At 65.7% G+C, this 13103-nt stretch carries 13 protein-coding genes; 6 read left to right on the top strand and 7 right to left on the bottom strand.

The features are described from left to right. Nucleotides 1–100: 100 nt before the first annotated feature. Nucleotides 101–463 carry a hypothetical protein gene (locus QGG75_08310; GenBank protein ID MDP6067239.1) on the top strand — a complete coding sequence of 121 codons (363 nt, stop codon included), beginning with the start codon at nucleotides 101–103 and terminating at the stop codon, nucleotides 461–463. 280 nt (nucleotides 464–743) lie between these two features. Further along, on the top strand, nucleotides 744–1451 hold the full coding sequence (locus QGG75_08315) for a S24 family peptidase (GenBank protein MDP6067240.1): 708 nt from the start codon (nucleotides 744–746) through the stop codon (nucleotides 1449–1451). A gap of 83 nt (nucleotides 1452–1534) precedes the next feature. Here the strand turns inward: QGG75_08315 and QGG75_08320 are convergent, their stop codons facing one another. Beyond that, nucleotides 1535–2098, bottom strand: a complete 564-nt coding sequence (locus tag QGG75_08320; protein ID MDP6067241.1) for a GNAT family N-acetyltransferase — start codon at nucleotides 2096–2098, stop codon at nucleotides 1535–1537. Beyond that, nucleotides 2095–2946 (bottom strand): molybdopterin-binding protein, encoded by an 852-nt coding sequence (locus QGG75_08325; GenBank protein MDP6067242.1) that lies wholly within the window; start codon nucleotides 2944–2946, stop codon nucleotides 2095–2097. The genes QGG75_08320 and QGG75_08325 overlap by 4 nt, the downstream gene beginning before the upstream one ends. 76 nt (nucleotides 2947–3022) lie before the next feature. On the opposite strand from QGG75_08325, the gene sfsA reads away from it, so the two are divergent. From sfsA to radC, 3 genes are read left to right on the top strand one after another with little or no spacing between them, the layout of a single operon-like run. Continuing rightward, nucleotides 3023–3727 (top strand): DNA/RNA nuclease SfsA, encoded by a 705-nt coding sequence (gene sfsA / locus QGG75_08330; protein MDP6067243.1) that lies wholly within the window; start codon nucleotides 3023–3025, stop codon nucleotides 3725–3727. Nucleotides 3728–3751: 24 nt separating this feature from the next. Next, a complete protein-coding gene (gene map / locus QGG75_08335) occupies nucleotides 3752–4573 on the top strand; it encodes a type I methionyl aminopeptidase (GenBank protein MDP6067244.1) in 822 nt (273 codons plus the stop codon). Further along, on the top strand, nucleotides 4566–5249 hold the full coding sequence (gene radC, locus QGG75_08340) for a DNA repair protein RadC (GenBank protein ID MDP6067245.1): 684 nt from the start codon (nucleotides 4566–4568) through the stop codon (nucleotides 5247–5249). The genes map and radC overlap by 8 nt, the downstream gene beginning before the upstream one ends. Here radC and QGG75_08345 read toward each other — a convergent pair whose 3' ends face one another. The 3 genes from QGG75_08345 to QGG75_08355 are packed head-to-tail and all read right to left on the bottom strand — an operon-like array spanning nucleotide 5250 to nucleotide 8546. Then, nucleotides 5250–5690 carry a thioesterase family protein gene (locus tag QGG75_08345; GenBank protein MDP6067246.1) on the bottom strand — a complete coding sequence of 147 codons (441 nt, stop codon included), beginning with the start codon at nucleotides 5688–5690 and terminating at the stop codon, nucleotides 5250–5252. A gap of 5 nt (nucleotides 5691–5695) precedes the next feature. Next, nucleotides 5696–7795 carry a 3-hydroxyacyl-CoA dehydrogenase NAD-binding domain-containing protein gene (locus QGG75_08350; GenBank protein MDP6067247.1) on the bottom strand — a complete coding sequence of 700 codons (2100 nt, stop codon included), beginning with the start codon at nucleotides 7793–7795 and terminating at the stop codon, nucleotides 5696–5698. Between the two features lie 52 nt (nucleotides 7796–7847). Continuing rightward, the gene (locus QGG75_08355) at nucleotides 7848–8546 is read right to left on the bottom strand and encodes an ABC transporter ATP-binding protein (protein MDP6067248.1); all 699 of its coding nucleotides are present in this window, start codon (nucleotides 8544–8546) and stop codon (nucleotides 7848–7850) included. Nucleotides 8547–8734: 188 nt separating this feature from the next. On the opposite strand from QGG75_08355, the gene QGG75_08360 reads away from it, so the two are divergent. Beyond that, on the top strand, nucleotides 8735–9460 hold the full coding sequence (locus QGG75_08360) for an SDR family oxidoreductase (protein MDP6067249.1): 726 nt from the start codon (nucleotides 8735–8737) through the stop codon (nucleotides 9458–9460). A gap of 278 nt (nucleotides 9461–9738) precedes the next feature. On the opposite strand, the gene QGG75_08365 is transcribed toward QGG75_08360, so the two are convergent. Both QGG75_08365 and QGG75_08370 read right to left on the bottom strand, forming a co-directional pair. After that, complete coding sequence (locus QGG75_08365; protein ID MDP6067250.1) at nucleotides 9739–10641, bottom strand: DMT family transporter; 903 nt, start codon at nucleotides 10639–10641, stop codon at nucleotides 9739–9741. 29 nt (nucleotides 10642–10670) lie between these two features. Then, the gene (locus tag QGG75_08370) at nucleotides 10671–13094 is read right to left on the bottom strand and encodes an FAD-dependent oxidoreductase (GenBank protein MDP6067251.1); all 2424 of its coding nucleotides are present in this window, start codon (nucleotides 13092–13094) and stop codon (nucleotides 10671–10673) included. Nucleotides 13095–13103 lie beyond the last annotated feature (9 nt).

A 13103-nucleotide genomic window follows, 5' to 3' on the forward strand; every position in this document is an offset into this window, starting at 1 on the left:
ATCGCGCGGCAGCGCACAGCCGCCCAACCCGGCCACGGCGCCAAGTCCGCCGAGCCCGCCGAGCCCGATCACAATTGCCACCACTGCCGTGCGACCGTCCATGATGCCCGCCACCCCACAGAACTCGCCTACGCTACTTCAGCCGGCATCGTCGCTAACGCTGATCTGCAGCGACGATGGCGACCCGATTGCCCTGAGGAAGGCCAACGCCGCGGCGCTCGAGGTCAAGCGGCCCTTCAGCTTTGCCCTGATGGCGGCCCATGTGGTGCGGGTTGGCCCCCTGGTCGTGCCCGGCCGCTCGGCCTGCTACCAATGTTTGGCCGGAGCCGGCATGACGCGCCAGCGCAAGGCCAGCCGACACGGCTCATACCGCGCCGTGGCCGCCCGCATAGTGGAATTCCCTTTGTTGGTTGATTTGGCTGCTGTCACTGCCTGCCCTCCCTGTGATCCAGTCATCCCCTAGTGCCCTACCCCAGAAATTCATAGGATGAATTTCTGGGATAAGCAGGCCACTAAACATTTGATTCTAGTGTGATTCAGATCCCGAATTTCGCCGCCTGAAATGCGCCGAACTTCAGAATCATCACACTAGGGGGCCGGCAACCTTTTGCTGTCGTTGGTTTGTCTGTTGCCCGGTCGCCGTTCACCCCATTTGCAAATATGCACTAATTGTATGTAGTCTTTGCCAAAATGCAAGCAATAATGCATTTGCATTTGCATTCGTTGCGATGGCATAATCGCCCATGATCGACGAACATCAACGCATCGCCCGGGACTACGTTCGCGGCGTGCTGCGGGAAACCGGCTGGGAGGCCACCACCCTGGCTCGCCGGGCCGGACTGGCACCAACCACCATCACCCGATTTCTCAACAACCCGAAGGTGACGCACTCGCTGAGCGCCCGCAGCCTGGCCAAAGTGGCGGCGGCCAGCGGTCTGGCGCTGCCGGCCGAGTTCGGCGGCGGCATGGGGAGCGGTTGGGAAACCGGCGGAGGCACCGACTTAAGCGGCGGTGGGGGCGATCTCGGCCAGGCCGGCGAAGGCGCCCCGCCAGCGCTGGCGGGACCGCGGGATCTACCGGTGATGGGTGAGGCCAGAGGCGGCTCGGAGGGTTATTTTTTCGATCAGGGCGTGATCCAATCATACGCCGAGAGGCCCTGGTTTCTGATGGGCGTGCCGACGGCCTACGCCGTCTACGTCAACGGCACCAGCATGGAGCCGGTGTTTGGCCACGGCCATCTGCTGTATGTCAATCCGACCCTGCCGCCAGCGCCGGGCGACGATGTCGTGGTGCAGCTCGGCGACGGCCAGGGTTTCGTCAAGCGCCTGGTCCGGCGCAGTGCCGCCCAGCTCCTGCTGGAACAATTCGGCCCGCCCGACAGCCTGGCCTACGACGCCGCCGAGGTGGCCGCCGTGCACCTCGTCGTCGCCGCCCTCAAAGTGCGCGCCTAGAATTCTCGGCGCCTTGTGGCAGCCGCAGCGGCAAGGCTTTTTGTCTATGCATTATTGCATATTTTTGTCGGAATGCAGCGCCCTCAAGGTGCTTCTTCGGCCGCCAACAAGTGGCCCGTCAGGGGCCCAAGCTCGGGCCACAAATAGCAAACCTCGTGCAGCCCGGTACCGCCGATGGTGATCGTCCGGCGTTCCCCCGCGACACCGCCCAGATGCTCGTAAAAGGCGCAGGCCGGGTTGTCGGCGAGCGCCCAAACCGCCAGCGAGCGAAAGCCCGCGGCCCGCAAGCGCCGGGCCGCCGCCGCCAGTAAACGCCTGCCGCTGCCGCGGCCCTGCCGGGCGGCCAACAGGTAAAGGGTGTAAACCTCGCCGCAATCGCCCGCCTGGCCCTGGCGGGCCGGCCCGAAGGATGCGAAGCCGAACACCCGGCCGGCATCGTCCACAGCCGCCACGGCGCCGCGCCCGGGCTCGGAGCGGCAGAGCACACCCCACCAGTCGCTGGTCTGCTTGAGGGCGTTCATGCCGTCCAGCACGGGCTCGGGTATCAGACCGCGATAGCTGCTGCGCCAGCTTTCGATATAGACCTCGGCGATGGCGCTGGCATCGGCCGGCGAGGCGCTCCTGAGGTGGGCGGCTTGGCGGCTCATTTTGCTTCCTGGCCAGCCTCGGGATTTTCACCCTTTTCGCCGAGGATGGGCTCCCCGCCCTCTTCGCCGAGGATGGGCTCCTCGCCCTCTTCGCCGAGGATGGGCTCTTCGCCCAATGCCCGGATGATGGCGGCCAACTCGTCGGCGGCGGCACCCAGCGCCGCCGCGTCGGTGCCGCGCAGCACCAGCGAGCAGCCGAACTTGCCCCGGCGGTAAAAGGGGTAGGAGCCGATGTCGATGCCGGGATAGCGCTCCTGCAAGGCGCCGAGATCGGCCGCGATGGTGCCCTCAGGGAGCGTCGCCGCAACTGTCCTCGAAAGCACCGGCGCGCCCCCCGTCAGGCGATGGGCGATGCTTTCGAACATGGCCTGCATGACCGCGGGAATGCCGGCGAAGACGAAGACGTTCTCCAGGCGATAGCCCGGCGCTTTGCTGATGGGGTTCTCGATGAGCTCGGCGCCCACCGGAGCGTGCGCCATCTTGAGCCGGGCCTCGTTGAGCTCGGCACCGGTCATCTTATAGTGGCCGGTGAGGATGGCATGGGCCTCGTCGCTGAGCGCCCAGTCGACGCCGAAGGCCTTGGCGATGGCGGCCCCAGTGATATCGTCATGGGTGGGCCCGATGCCGCCCGTGGTGAAGACGTAGTCGTAGCGCGCCCGGCACCCGTTGACGGTGGCGACGATGGTCTCCTCGTCGTCGGGTATCACCCGGGCTTCGGTCAGGCGCACGCCCACTTCGTTGAGGCGGCGCGCCAGAAAGGAGAGGTTGGCATCCACCGTGCGGCCGGAGAGAATTTCGTCGCCGATGATGATCAAACAGCCGCTTACGATGCGTTCCTCAGCCGCCATGGCCCCTCACCCGTGTGCTTGCGCCGGTTCGCTCCCCCCGTTATAGCATCCCCGCGAAAACCAACGGAATCGAACCATGCGCTTTGCCGATCCCCTGATCGCCGGCCGACTGATCCGGCGCTACAAGCGCTTCATGGCCGATGTCGAACTGGCCGACGGCCGGCGGGTGACGGCGCATTGCGCCAATTCGGGATCGATGCGGGGCCTTTGTGAGGAGGGCGCCGAGGTCTGGCTGTCGCCGGCCCAAAACCCAAAACGCAAGCTCAAATACACCTGGGAACTGGTGCGCTCGGGCCGCAGCCTGGTGGGCATCAACACGCAGCACCCCAACGCCCTGGTGGCCGAGGCCATCGAGCGGCGAAAAATCCCCGAACTGGCGGGCTATGCCGGCTTGCGCCGCGAGGTGCGTTACGGCCGCAACTCGCGCATCGACATCCTGCTCGAGGACGACGCCAAACCGCCCTGCTACGTCGAAATCAAAAACGTCCACTTCCGCCGCCAGCCCGGGTTGGCCGAATTTCCCGATGCGGTGACGGCACGGGGCACCAAGCACCTCGCCGAGCTTTCCGACATGGTCAAGGCTGGCCGGCGCGCCGTCATGCTCTATCTGGTTCAGCGCGGCGATTGCCGGCGCCTGGCCATCGCCGCCGACATCGACCCCGTTTACGACGCCGCCTTGGATCGGGCCTTGGCGGTCGGCGTTGAGGCGATGGCTTATTGCTGTAAACTCACGCCTCGGCAAATCGTCGTCGACAAGGCGATCGAGGGGCCCCTTCGCTAATCTCGAGTGTTGCGAAAGAGCTAGATGAACACCACCGAACAGACCGAGGCGCCACCGCGCCGCACCGGCAGCGTCAGGGTGCATGCTGCCGAGGACCTGCCCGGTATGCGAAAGGCCGGCGCCCTGGCCGCCGAAACGCTGGATTACGTGGTCCAATTGGTCGAGCCGGGCGTCACCACCGCCTTCCTCGACCGCCAGTGCTACGACTTCATCCGGGCCGCCGGCGCGGTGCCGGCCCCGCTCAACTACCGCGGCTATCCGGCCTCGATCTGCACCTCGGTCAATCACGTCGTCTGCCACGGCATTCCCGGCGACAAGGTGCTCAAGAAGGGCGATATCCTGAACATCGACGTCACCGTCATCGTCGACGGCTGGCACGGCGATTCGAGCCGCATGTGCTTCGTGGGCCCGGTCGGCGTCAAGGCCAGGCGGCTCTGTGACGTCACCTATGAAGCCATGATGCGCGGCATCGAGGTGATCCGGCCGGGCGCCACTTTCGGCGATATCGGCCATGCCGTGCAAAGCTTTGCCGAGGGCCAAAGATGTTCCGTGGTGCGCGATTTCTGCGGCCACGGCCTGGGGCGCCTCTTCCACGACGCCCCCAACGTGCTGCACTACGGCGAGCCGCACTCGGGCCCGGAATTCCGCCCCGGCATGTTTTTCACGGTCGAGCCCATGATCAACCTGGGCAAGTGGCAGGTGAAGCTCTTGAACGACGGCTGGACGGCGGTGACCAAGGACCGCTCGCTCTCGGCCCAGTTCGAACACACCATCGCCGTCACCGAGGCGGGCCACGAGATCCTCACGCTCAGCCCGGCCGGCTTGCACAGCCCGCCCTATGGCTGACAAGAAACCCCATTATCTCGGCCATCGCGACCGCCTGAGAAAACGCCTGGCCAGCGACGCCGGCGGCCTGGCCGATTACGAGCTGCTGGAATTGGTGCTGTTTCTGGCCAAGCCCAGAGGTGACGTCAAGCCGCTGGCCAAGGACCTGCTGGCGCACTTCAACAAAGATTTCGCCGAGGTGATGAACGCCGATCCCGCCCGCCTCGAGGAAGTCAGTGGCGTCGGCGAAAGCACCATCGCCGCCCTCAAGACGGTGCGTGCCGCGGCGCTGCGCCTGGGCCAGGCGCAGGTGCTCAACCGCCCGGCGCTGAGCTCATGGCAAGCGCTGCTGGAGTACTGCCGTTCCTCAATGGCCTACAGCAGGACCGAACGCTTCCGCATACTTTTTCTCGACCGCAAGAACTTCCTCATTGCCGACGAGGAGCAGCAAAAGGGCACCGTCGACCACACCCCGGTCTACCCCCGCGAGGTGGTCAAGCGCGCCCTCGAGCTCGAAGCCTCGGCCATCATCATGGTGCACAATCACCCCAGCGGCGACCCGACACCCTCCAAGGCCGACATCGCAATGACCCGCGAAGTGGCGGCGGCCGGCGAGAAGCTGGGGATTTCGCTGCACGACCATGTGGTCATCGGCAAGAAGGGGGAGGCCAGCTTCAAGGCGCTGGGGCTGCTTTAGTTAGGCCGCCACCTCGCCCCCTTCCCGCTTCTCGATCAACGCCACCAAATCCGGCCACACCGGCACCGACTTGTGGCTGGTCTGGTCAGTGTTGACCCAGACGATCTCGCCCGTGCTGAAAAGCCGCTCGCCGCCCTGCTCGAAGATGGCGGCGGCGAAGGTGAGGCTTGATCGGCCGATCTTCGATACCCGCACGCCGACCTCGATCACCTGGTCGTAGAGCATGGGTTCCTTGTAATCGACGCTGGCCCGCACGACGTGGAAGTCGGCACCGGTGCGCTTGACCTCGGCCATGTAGTCGTAGGGCAGCTCGCGGAAGTATTCGGAAATCGCGGTGTCGTAGTAGATGAGATAATTGCCGTAGAAGACCACGCCCTGGCCATCGGTTTCGGCGTAGCGCACGCGGAAGGGAAAGAAGAAGTTGAAGTTTTGGCGGGCCATGGGCGTTAGCGCTCCAGGAACCCCTTGCCCTCGGCCGCCAGCTTAGCCAGCAAGGGTGCCGGTTCCCAGAACTGGGGGCCTTGTTCCTCGGCGAAACGCACGATGGCGTCGTAGACCGCTTTGGTCCCCACCTGGTCGGCGTAGAACATGGGCCCGCCACGATAGGCCGGGAAGCCGTAGCCGTTGATCCAGATGATGTCGATGTCGCTGGCGCGCAGCGCCATGCCTTCCTCGAGGATGCGGGCGCCCTCGTTGATCAGGGGGTAGAGGCAGCGCGCCAGGATTTCCTCGTCCGATATCTGGCGGCGCTCATAGCCCAGTTCGGCCGAGGTCTCGACGATGATCTTTTCGACCTCGGGATCATCGATGGGCGCCCGCTTGCCTTCTTCGTAGCGGTACCAGCCCGAGCCCGTCTTCTGGCCGAAGCGACCGAGTTCGCAAAGCTTGTCGGCGATGGGCGAATAGCGCACGTTGCGGGGCCGGCTGGCGGCCTTGGCCTTGCGGATGCGCCAGCCGATGTCGAGGCCGGCCATGTCGCCCATGGCAAAGGGCCCCATGGGCATGCCGAAATCGTAGATCACCCGGTCGATGTCGGCCGGCAGCGCGCCTTCCTCCAAGAGGAAATTGGCCTCGCGGCCATAGCCGTGCAGCATGCGGTTGCCGACGAAGCCCTCGCACACCCCCACCAGCACGGCGACTTTACCTATCTTTTTGCCCAGGGCCATGACGGTGGCGATGACGTCCTTGTCGGTCTCGGCGCCGCGCACCACTTCCAGCAAGCGCATGACGTTGGCCGGGCTGAAGAAATGCATGCCGATGACGCTGCCCGGGCGCTTGGTCTGGGCCGCCATCTCGTCGATGTCGAGAGTCGAAGTGTTGGAGGCGAGGATGGCGGAAGGCTTGCAGACGGCGTCGAGCTTGCTGAAGATTTCCTTTTTCAGCTCCATCTCCTCGAAGGCGGCTTCGATGACGACGTCGGCCTCGGCCAATTCGTCGTAGTCGAGCACGCCCCGGATCAGCGCCAGACGATCCTTCATCTTGGCCTCGCTCAGGCGCCCGCGCTTGACCGTCGAGGCATAATTTCGCTCGATCACGCCGAGCCCGCGGTCGAGCGCCTCCTGGGTCACCTCCAAGAGCGTCACCGGTATGCCGGCGTTGGCGAAATTCATGGCGATGCCGCCGCCCATGGTGCCGGCGCCGATGATGGCGGCGCTTTTGATTTCGCGCTTCGGCGTGTCCCGGGGAACGTCGGGGATCTTGTTGGCCTCGCGCTCGACGAAGAAGGCGTAGCGTAGCGCCGCCGATTCGGGGGACGCCATGAGGCCGGTGAAGATCTCGCGTTCTTTTTTCATGCCCTCCTCGAAGGGCAACTCAACGGCATTCCGCACGCTTTCCAGGCAGGCGTAGGGGGCCGGTTGGCCGCGAGCCTGACGAGCGAATTTCTTGCGCAGGCCCTCAAAGAGCGCCGCGTCGCCGCGCGCCGGGGCAACCTTATCGTCGATGTCGCGGATGCGCCTGAGTGGCGCACCCTCAGCCACCAGACGGGCGGCATAGGCGACCGCCGCGGCCGTCAGATCGCCCTCGACGATCTCGTCGACGATGCCCAGTTCGGCCGCCTTGGGTGCCGCGACGGGATTGCCGCCGATAATCATGTCGGCCGCCGCTTCCGGCCCCACCAGGCGCGGCAGGCGTTGGGTGCCACCAGCGCCCGGCAGCAGCCCGAGCTTGACCTCGGGCAGCCCTACCGCGCCCGAGGCCAGGGCACAGCGATAATGACAGGCCAGCGCCACTTCCAGGCCGCCGCCCAGCGCCGTACCATGCAGCGCCGCCACCACGGGCTTGGGGCTATTCTCGATGGTCGCCAGCACGCTGTTCAAATCGGGCGCCGCCAGGGGCTTGCCGAATTCGCTGATGTCGGCCCCGGCGATGAAGGTGCGGCCACCGCCGACGATGATGATGGCCTCGACGGCGGCATCGGCTATGCCCTGCTCGACGCCGTCCTGGATGCCCTGGCGCACGACCTGGGCCAGCGCATTGACCGGCGGGTTGTTGATGGTGATGACGCCGATGTTACCGTCGCGGGTGAAATCAACGAGATCGTTCATTTGCATTCCATGAGTTTAGAATTGGTATGGGGCGGAGCCGCCCGTGGCGGCCTCAGGAAACTTCCAGCCATTCCTTGCGCACGTTGTCGTTGGCACGAAACTCGTCGGGCGTGCTCTCGAAGACGATACGGCCGTGGCCCATGACGTAGAGGCGATGGGATATCTTGAGCGCGATGGTCAGCTTCTGCTCGACCAGCAGGATGGAGACGCCGCGCTTGGCGATCTCGTCCAAAAGGTTGGCCACCTGCTCGACGAGCTTGGGCGCCAGGCCCTCGGTCGGCTCGTCGACCATGACCAGCTCCGGGTCCCCCATCAAGGTGCGGCACATGGTCAGCATCTGCTGCTCGCCCCCCGAAATGACGCCGCCCGAGGTGTCGGCGCGTTCGCGCAACTGGGGAAAGATACGAAACATGTCGTCGATCGACCAGCGCCCGGTCTGCTTGGTGCCCTTCATGCCGAGAATGAGGTTTTGCCGCACCGTCAGGGTGGGAAAGATGTCGCGGTTCTCGGGCACGTAGCCCAGCCCGAGCCGGGCGATGTCGTGGGTCTTGCGGCCGGCGATTTCGCTGCCGCGGAACTTGATCGAGCCCTGGGGCGGCACATCGCCCATGATGGCCTTGATGGTGGTCGAGCGGCCCACGCCGTTGCGTCCCAGCAGGCTGACGATCTCGCCCTCGCCGACGCTGAAATTGACGCCCTGCAGGATATGGCTTTTGCCGTAGTAGGCGTGGAGATCTCTGACCTCAAGCATGAACTCTCTCCCTCGGCGGCCTGGGCGGGCGTTTATTTTGGCGACCAGATTTTACGGATGCACGCTGGGGGCGTCCGCGACTATCATCCCCCCTCTGCCGAAACCGTAGCCGATTGCACCGAGTAATGACAATGGCCGGGGAGGCACTCGGTTTCCAGGATGCGTCAGGATCGATCGGGGAGAGAGCCATGAGCCCAATAGCCCTCGTCACCAACGTCCGCCACTTCGTCGGACTGCCGGCCGCCAGCGAACTGGCGCACCAGGGCGCGACCGTGGTTTGCCATGATGCGAGTTTCGCCGAAGCCACGGCACGAGAGGAATTCGAGGTCGAAAATCCAGGGCTCTCGGCCAGCCCGGAAAGCGACCCCAGAAAACTGATTGGTGCGGTGGTAGGCGCTCACGGCCGGCTCGACGCGCTGGTCTGCAACGACGCCTTTCCGGCCATTCGAGCGGCCGTCGAGGAGGCCGACCTCGACGACCTGCGGGCCGGCCTGGAGAGCATGCTGGTGGCGCCCTTCGCCATGTCGGCGGCGGCAGTGCCGCAGATGAAGGCGCAGGCAGGCGGCAAGATCATCTTCGTCACCTCGGCCGTACCCTTTCACGGCCTGCCCAACTATTCCATGTACGTGGCCGCCCGCGGCGGCGCCAACGCTCTGGCGCTGTCGCTGGCCAAGGAGCTGGCGCGCCACAACATCCAGGTCAACGCCATCGCCCCCAACTACGTCGAAAGCCCGAGTTACTTTCCGCCCGACCTGTTGGCCAACGCCGAGGCCCTGGCCAAGATCACCCGCAACATCCCGTTGGGCCGCCTGGGCAAGCCGGCCGAAGCGGCGGCCGCCATCGCCTTCCTGGCGCTGGGCGAAAGCGACTTCATCACCGGCCACGTCATGCCGCTGGCCGGCGGCTGGGCCTAGCCCGGATCTCATTTCATGAGATCCGGGCTAGGTTTTTTTGTCGCTCACGGCAGCGGGTCGCGGTCGCTCCCGTTGGGTTTTTATCGCTCACGGCGGCTCCGCTACGCTCCGCTGCCTCCGCGGGGGCGCCGCAGTAGCGGCGGGTCGCGGTCGCTCCCGTTGCACAAAAGGACCAAGCAGAAAAAGGAACAAACGGCGGCCGCGCTAAGCCGCCCCCCCAGGGGGGCGGAGGCCAAGGGCGCGGATGCGCCCGCCCGGTGAGGGGCTACAAAAACACGCTATTGCTGCACGGCTTCACGGTGAATGATGTAGAGCCCGCTGACCACGATCACCGCCGCACCCAACCAGGTAACGGTGTCTGGAAAATCCCCGAAGACGCCATAGCCCACCACCGTGGCGCCGATGAGCTGGAAATAGCCAAAGGGCGAAATCACCGAGGCCGGGCCGAATTCGTAGGCCCTGACCACGAAATAATGACCCACCGCCCCCAACGTGCCGAGGCCGGCAAAAGCCGCCAGGTGGGAGCCGTTTTGCGGCCAGCTGAAATCGAACGGCAGCACCGCACTGAGCACCAGAAAGCCCACCAGGGCGGTGTAGAAGTTGCTCGTTTCTGGCGCATCGGCCCCTGAGATCCGGCGTGTGAGAACCTGGTAGAAGCCGTAGCAAAAAGCCGTTCCGAGCACCAAGATGGCGGCCCAGTGCATCACCCCCAGGCCCGGCCGGATGATGATCACGGCACCGACGAAACCCGCGAACACGGCCGCCCAGCGCCGCGCGCCCACCTGTTCGCCGAGGATCGGGATGGACAGAATCACCACCACCAGGGGACCGGTGAAGCCGATCACCGCGACCGTGGGCTGGGAGATGAAATGCAGCGCGATGAAATAGAACACCGTCGCCCCCATGATCAAGGCCGAGCGCGCCAGCTGGATGGCGGGATGTTTGGTTCGCAACAGGCCCCAGCCATGGCGCGGCCCGAAGAACAGGATCATGACGACCAGATGCCCGGCGAAGCGGGCCCAGATCACCTGCGGAATGGCGTAGCTCTCCATCAGCAGCTTGGCCAAGGCGTTCATGACCGGAAAGCAAAGCGTCACGCCGAGGCACATGTAGATGATGCCGCGGCGCAAATCGACACCTTGGCCACCCGGCGGCCGGCCGTTCTCCGTTGCCAAATTCATTATGGGATCCCGGTCCGTCCTCACTCGGCCTAGCGCAGGACCCTCGCCGCCAGGCGCTGGCAGGCCACCTCGATCTCGTAGCGGCCCGAGGCGATGAAGTCGCGGGCCTCGTCGGCGCTGGCCGCGCCGCCGGGAAGCTCGACGTAACCCATGCCGATGGCGCTGCCCACGCTGTGGCCGTAGGCGCCCGATGTGAGACGGCCGACCAGCGCGCCGTCGCGCCAGATCGGTTCGTTGTGATAGAGCATGGGTCCGGGATCATCGAGAGCGAAAAGCACCAGGCGCCGCCCGACGCCGCTTTCGCGCTGGCGCAGCAAGGCCTCGCGGCCGACGAAATCGGCCGCCTTGTCGAAGGCCACGGCGAAGCCCAGGCCGGCCTCCAGCGGCGTGTCCTCGTCGGTGATGTCGTGGCCCCAGTGCTTGTAGCCCTTCTCCAGGTGCAGCGAATCCATGGCGTGAAAGCCGGCGTGAAGCAGGCCGTGGCCGCGGCCGGCGGCGACGATGACGTCGTAGGCCGAGCGTGCGAATTCGGTCGGCAGGTAGATCTCCCAGCCCAATTCGCCGACGTAGGAAATACGCATGGCTGTGGCCAGGGCGTAGCCGATTTCGATCTCGCGATGGTGGCCCCGGGGGAAGGCGGCGTCGTCGAGCGCCGTAGGCGTAAGTTCGGCCAGCAACTGGCGTGATTTGGGGCCCATCAGGCCGATCACCGCCATTCCCGAACTCACGTCGGTGGCCGTGACCCGGGCCTCGGGCGAGAGCGAGGCCTGGAGCCAGGCAAAATCCCGCACCTGGCTGGCGGCGGCGCTGACGATCAGGTAGGCGGTTTCGCCAAGGCGCGCCACGGTGAGATCGGCCTCGATGCCGCCGCGCACGTTGAGCCACTGGGTATAGACCACGCGGCCCGGCGCTACCGCCACGTCGCCGGCGCAAATGCGGCCGAGCTCGGCCTCGGCGTCGGGGCCTTCGAGGCGGAACTTGGCGAACGAGGTCTGGTCGAAGAGCACCACGCCCTGACGCGCCGCCCGATGTTCGGCGGCCGAATATTCGAACCAGTTCTGGCGGCCGTAGCTGTATTCGTAGCGCGCATCGGCGCCCTCGGGGGCATACCAGTTGGGTCGCTCCCAGCCCGCCGTTTCGCCGAAACAGGCACCGGCCCGCTCGAGCCTCTCGTGCAGGGGCGAGGTGCGCACCGGCCGTGCCGTCTCGGGCTGGAGGTAGGGCCAATGCATGGCGTACAAGAAGCCCAGCGCTTCCACCGTGCGGTCGTGCAAATACCGCCGGTTGCCCTGGAAGGGCAGGCAGCGACGCACGTCGACGTCCCAGAGATCCATCGGCGGGTGGCCATCGACCATCCAGTCGGCCAGCACCCGGCCGGCACCGCCGGCGGATTGGATACCGATCGAGTTGAAGCCGGCGGCAACGAAGAAATTGCCCAGCTCGGGCGCCTCGCCGAGCAAATAACGGTCGTCGGGCGTGAAGCTCTCGGGGCCGTTGAAGAAGAGCTGGATACCGGCCTCGGCCAGCGCCGGCACGCGATTGAGGGCGAGTTCCATGATCGGCTCGAAATGCTCCCAGTCGTCGGGCAGGTGGCCGAATTCGAAGTTCTCGGGGATGCCGTCCATGCCCCAGGGCTTGGCCACCGGCTCGAAGGCGCCAAAGAGCATCTTGCCGGCATCTTCCTTGAAGTAGGTGCAGCCGCCGGGATCGCGCAACACCGGCAGTTTGCCGTGCATGCCGTCCATGGACTCGGTGACGACGTAGAAGTGCTCGGCCGCGTGCAGCGGTACGTTGACGCCGACGCTGGCGGCGATTTCGCGCCCCCACATACCGGCACAGTTGACCACGTATTCGGCCGTGATATCGCCCTGGTCGGTGGCCACGCCGCTGACCTTTCCCGCCTTCGTGTGAACCGCCCTGACGGCAGTGTTCTCGAATATTCGGGCACCGCCATTGCGGGCCCCGCGGGCCAGGGCTTGCGTCGTGTCGGTGGGATTGCACTGGCCGTCCTTGGGCAGGAAGACGGCGCCCACCAGGTCGTCGATGTTCAAGAGCGGCCACATGCGGCCGGCTTCGGCCGGCGTCACCACCTCGACCTCGAGGCCGAAGCAGCGCGCCATGGAGGCGCCGCGCCTGAGCTCCTCGAAGCGTTCTTCGTCGGCCGCCACGGCCAGCGAGCCGTTCTGCTTGAAGCCGGTGGCCTGTTCGGTCTCGGCCTCCAGCGAGGCGTAGAGCTCGGTGGTGTACTGGGCCAGGCGGGTAAGATTATGGGTGGCGCGCAACTGGCCGACCAGACCGGCGGCGTGCCAGGTGGTACCCGAGGTCAGGCTCTTGCGCTCCAGCAGCACCACGCCCGACCAGCCCCGCTTGACCAGGTGGTAGGCCACGGAACAGCCGACGATGCCGCCGCCAATGATGACGACCTGGGCCTGATCGGGAAGTTTGCCTGCCATCACAGCACC

The sequence above is a fragment of the Alphaproteobacteria bacterium genome (genome assembly GCA_030740435.1).
Taxonomy (GTDB): Bacteria; Pseudomonadota; Alphaproteobacteria; order UBA2966; family UBA2966.

What these genes read in the sequence shown, in the direction of transcription:
- QGG75_08310 (MDP6067239.1), top strand. Translation starts at nt 101, where the DNA reads ATGATGCCCGCCACCCCACAGAACTCGCCTACGCTACTTCAGCCGGCA.
- QGG75_08315 (MDP6067240.1), top strand. Translation starts at nt 744, where the DNA reads ATGATCGACGAACATCAACGCATCGCCCGGGACTACGTTCGCGGCGTG.
- QGG75_08320 (MDP6067241.1), bottom strand. Translation starts at nt 2,098, where the DNA reads ATGAGCCGCCAAGCCGCCCACCTCAGGAGCGCCTCGCCGGCCGATGCC.
- QGG75_08325 (MDP6067242.1), bottom strand. Translation starts at nt 2,946, where the DNA reads ATGGCGGCTGAGGAACGCATCGTAAGCGGCTGTTTGATCATCATCGGC.
- sfsA (MDP6067243.1), top strand. Translation starts at nt 3,023, where the DNA reads ATGCGCTTTGCCGATCCCCTGATCGCCGGCCGACTGATCCGGCGCTAC.
- map (MDP6067244.1), top strand. Translation starts at nt 3,752, where the DNA reads ATGAACACCACCGAACAGACCGAGGCGCCACCGCGCCGCACCGGCAGC.
- radC (MDP6067245.1), top strand. Translation starts at nt 4,566, where the DNA reads ATGGCTGACAAGAAACCCCATTATCTCGGCCATCGCGACCGCCTGAGA.
- QGG75_08345 (MDP6067246.1), bottom strand. Translation starts at nt 5,690, where the DNA reads ATGGCCCGCCAAAACTTCAACTTCTTCTTTCCCTTCCGCGTGCGCTAC.
- QGG75_08350 (MDP6067247.1), bottom strand. Translation starts at nt 7,795, where the DNA reads ATGAACGATCTCGTTGATTTCACCCGCGACGGTAACATCGGCGTCATC.
- QGG75_08355 (MDP6067248.1), bottom strand. Translation starts at nt 8,546, where the DNA reads ATGCTTGAGGTCAGAGATCTCCACGCCTACTACGGCAAAAGCCATATC.
- QGG75_08360 (MDP6067249.1), top strand. Translation starts at nt 8,735, where the DNA reads ATGAGCCCAATAGCCCTCGTCACCAACGTCCGCCACTTCGTCGGACTG.
- QGG75_08365 (MDP6067250.1), bottom strand. Translation starts at nt 10,641, where the DNA reads ATGAATTTGGCAACGGAGAACGGCCGGCCGCCGGGTGGCCAAGGTGTC.
- QGG75_08370 (MDP6067251.1), bottom strand. Translation starts at nt 13,094, where the DNA reads ATGGCAGGCAAACTTCCCGATCAGGCCCAGGTCGTCATCATTGGCGGC.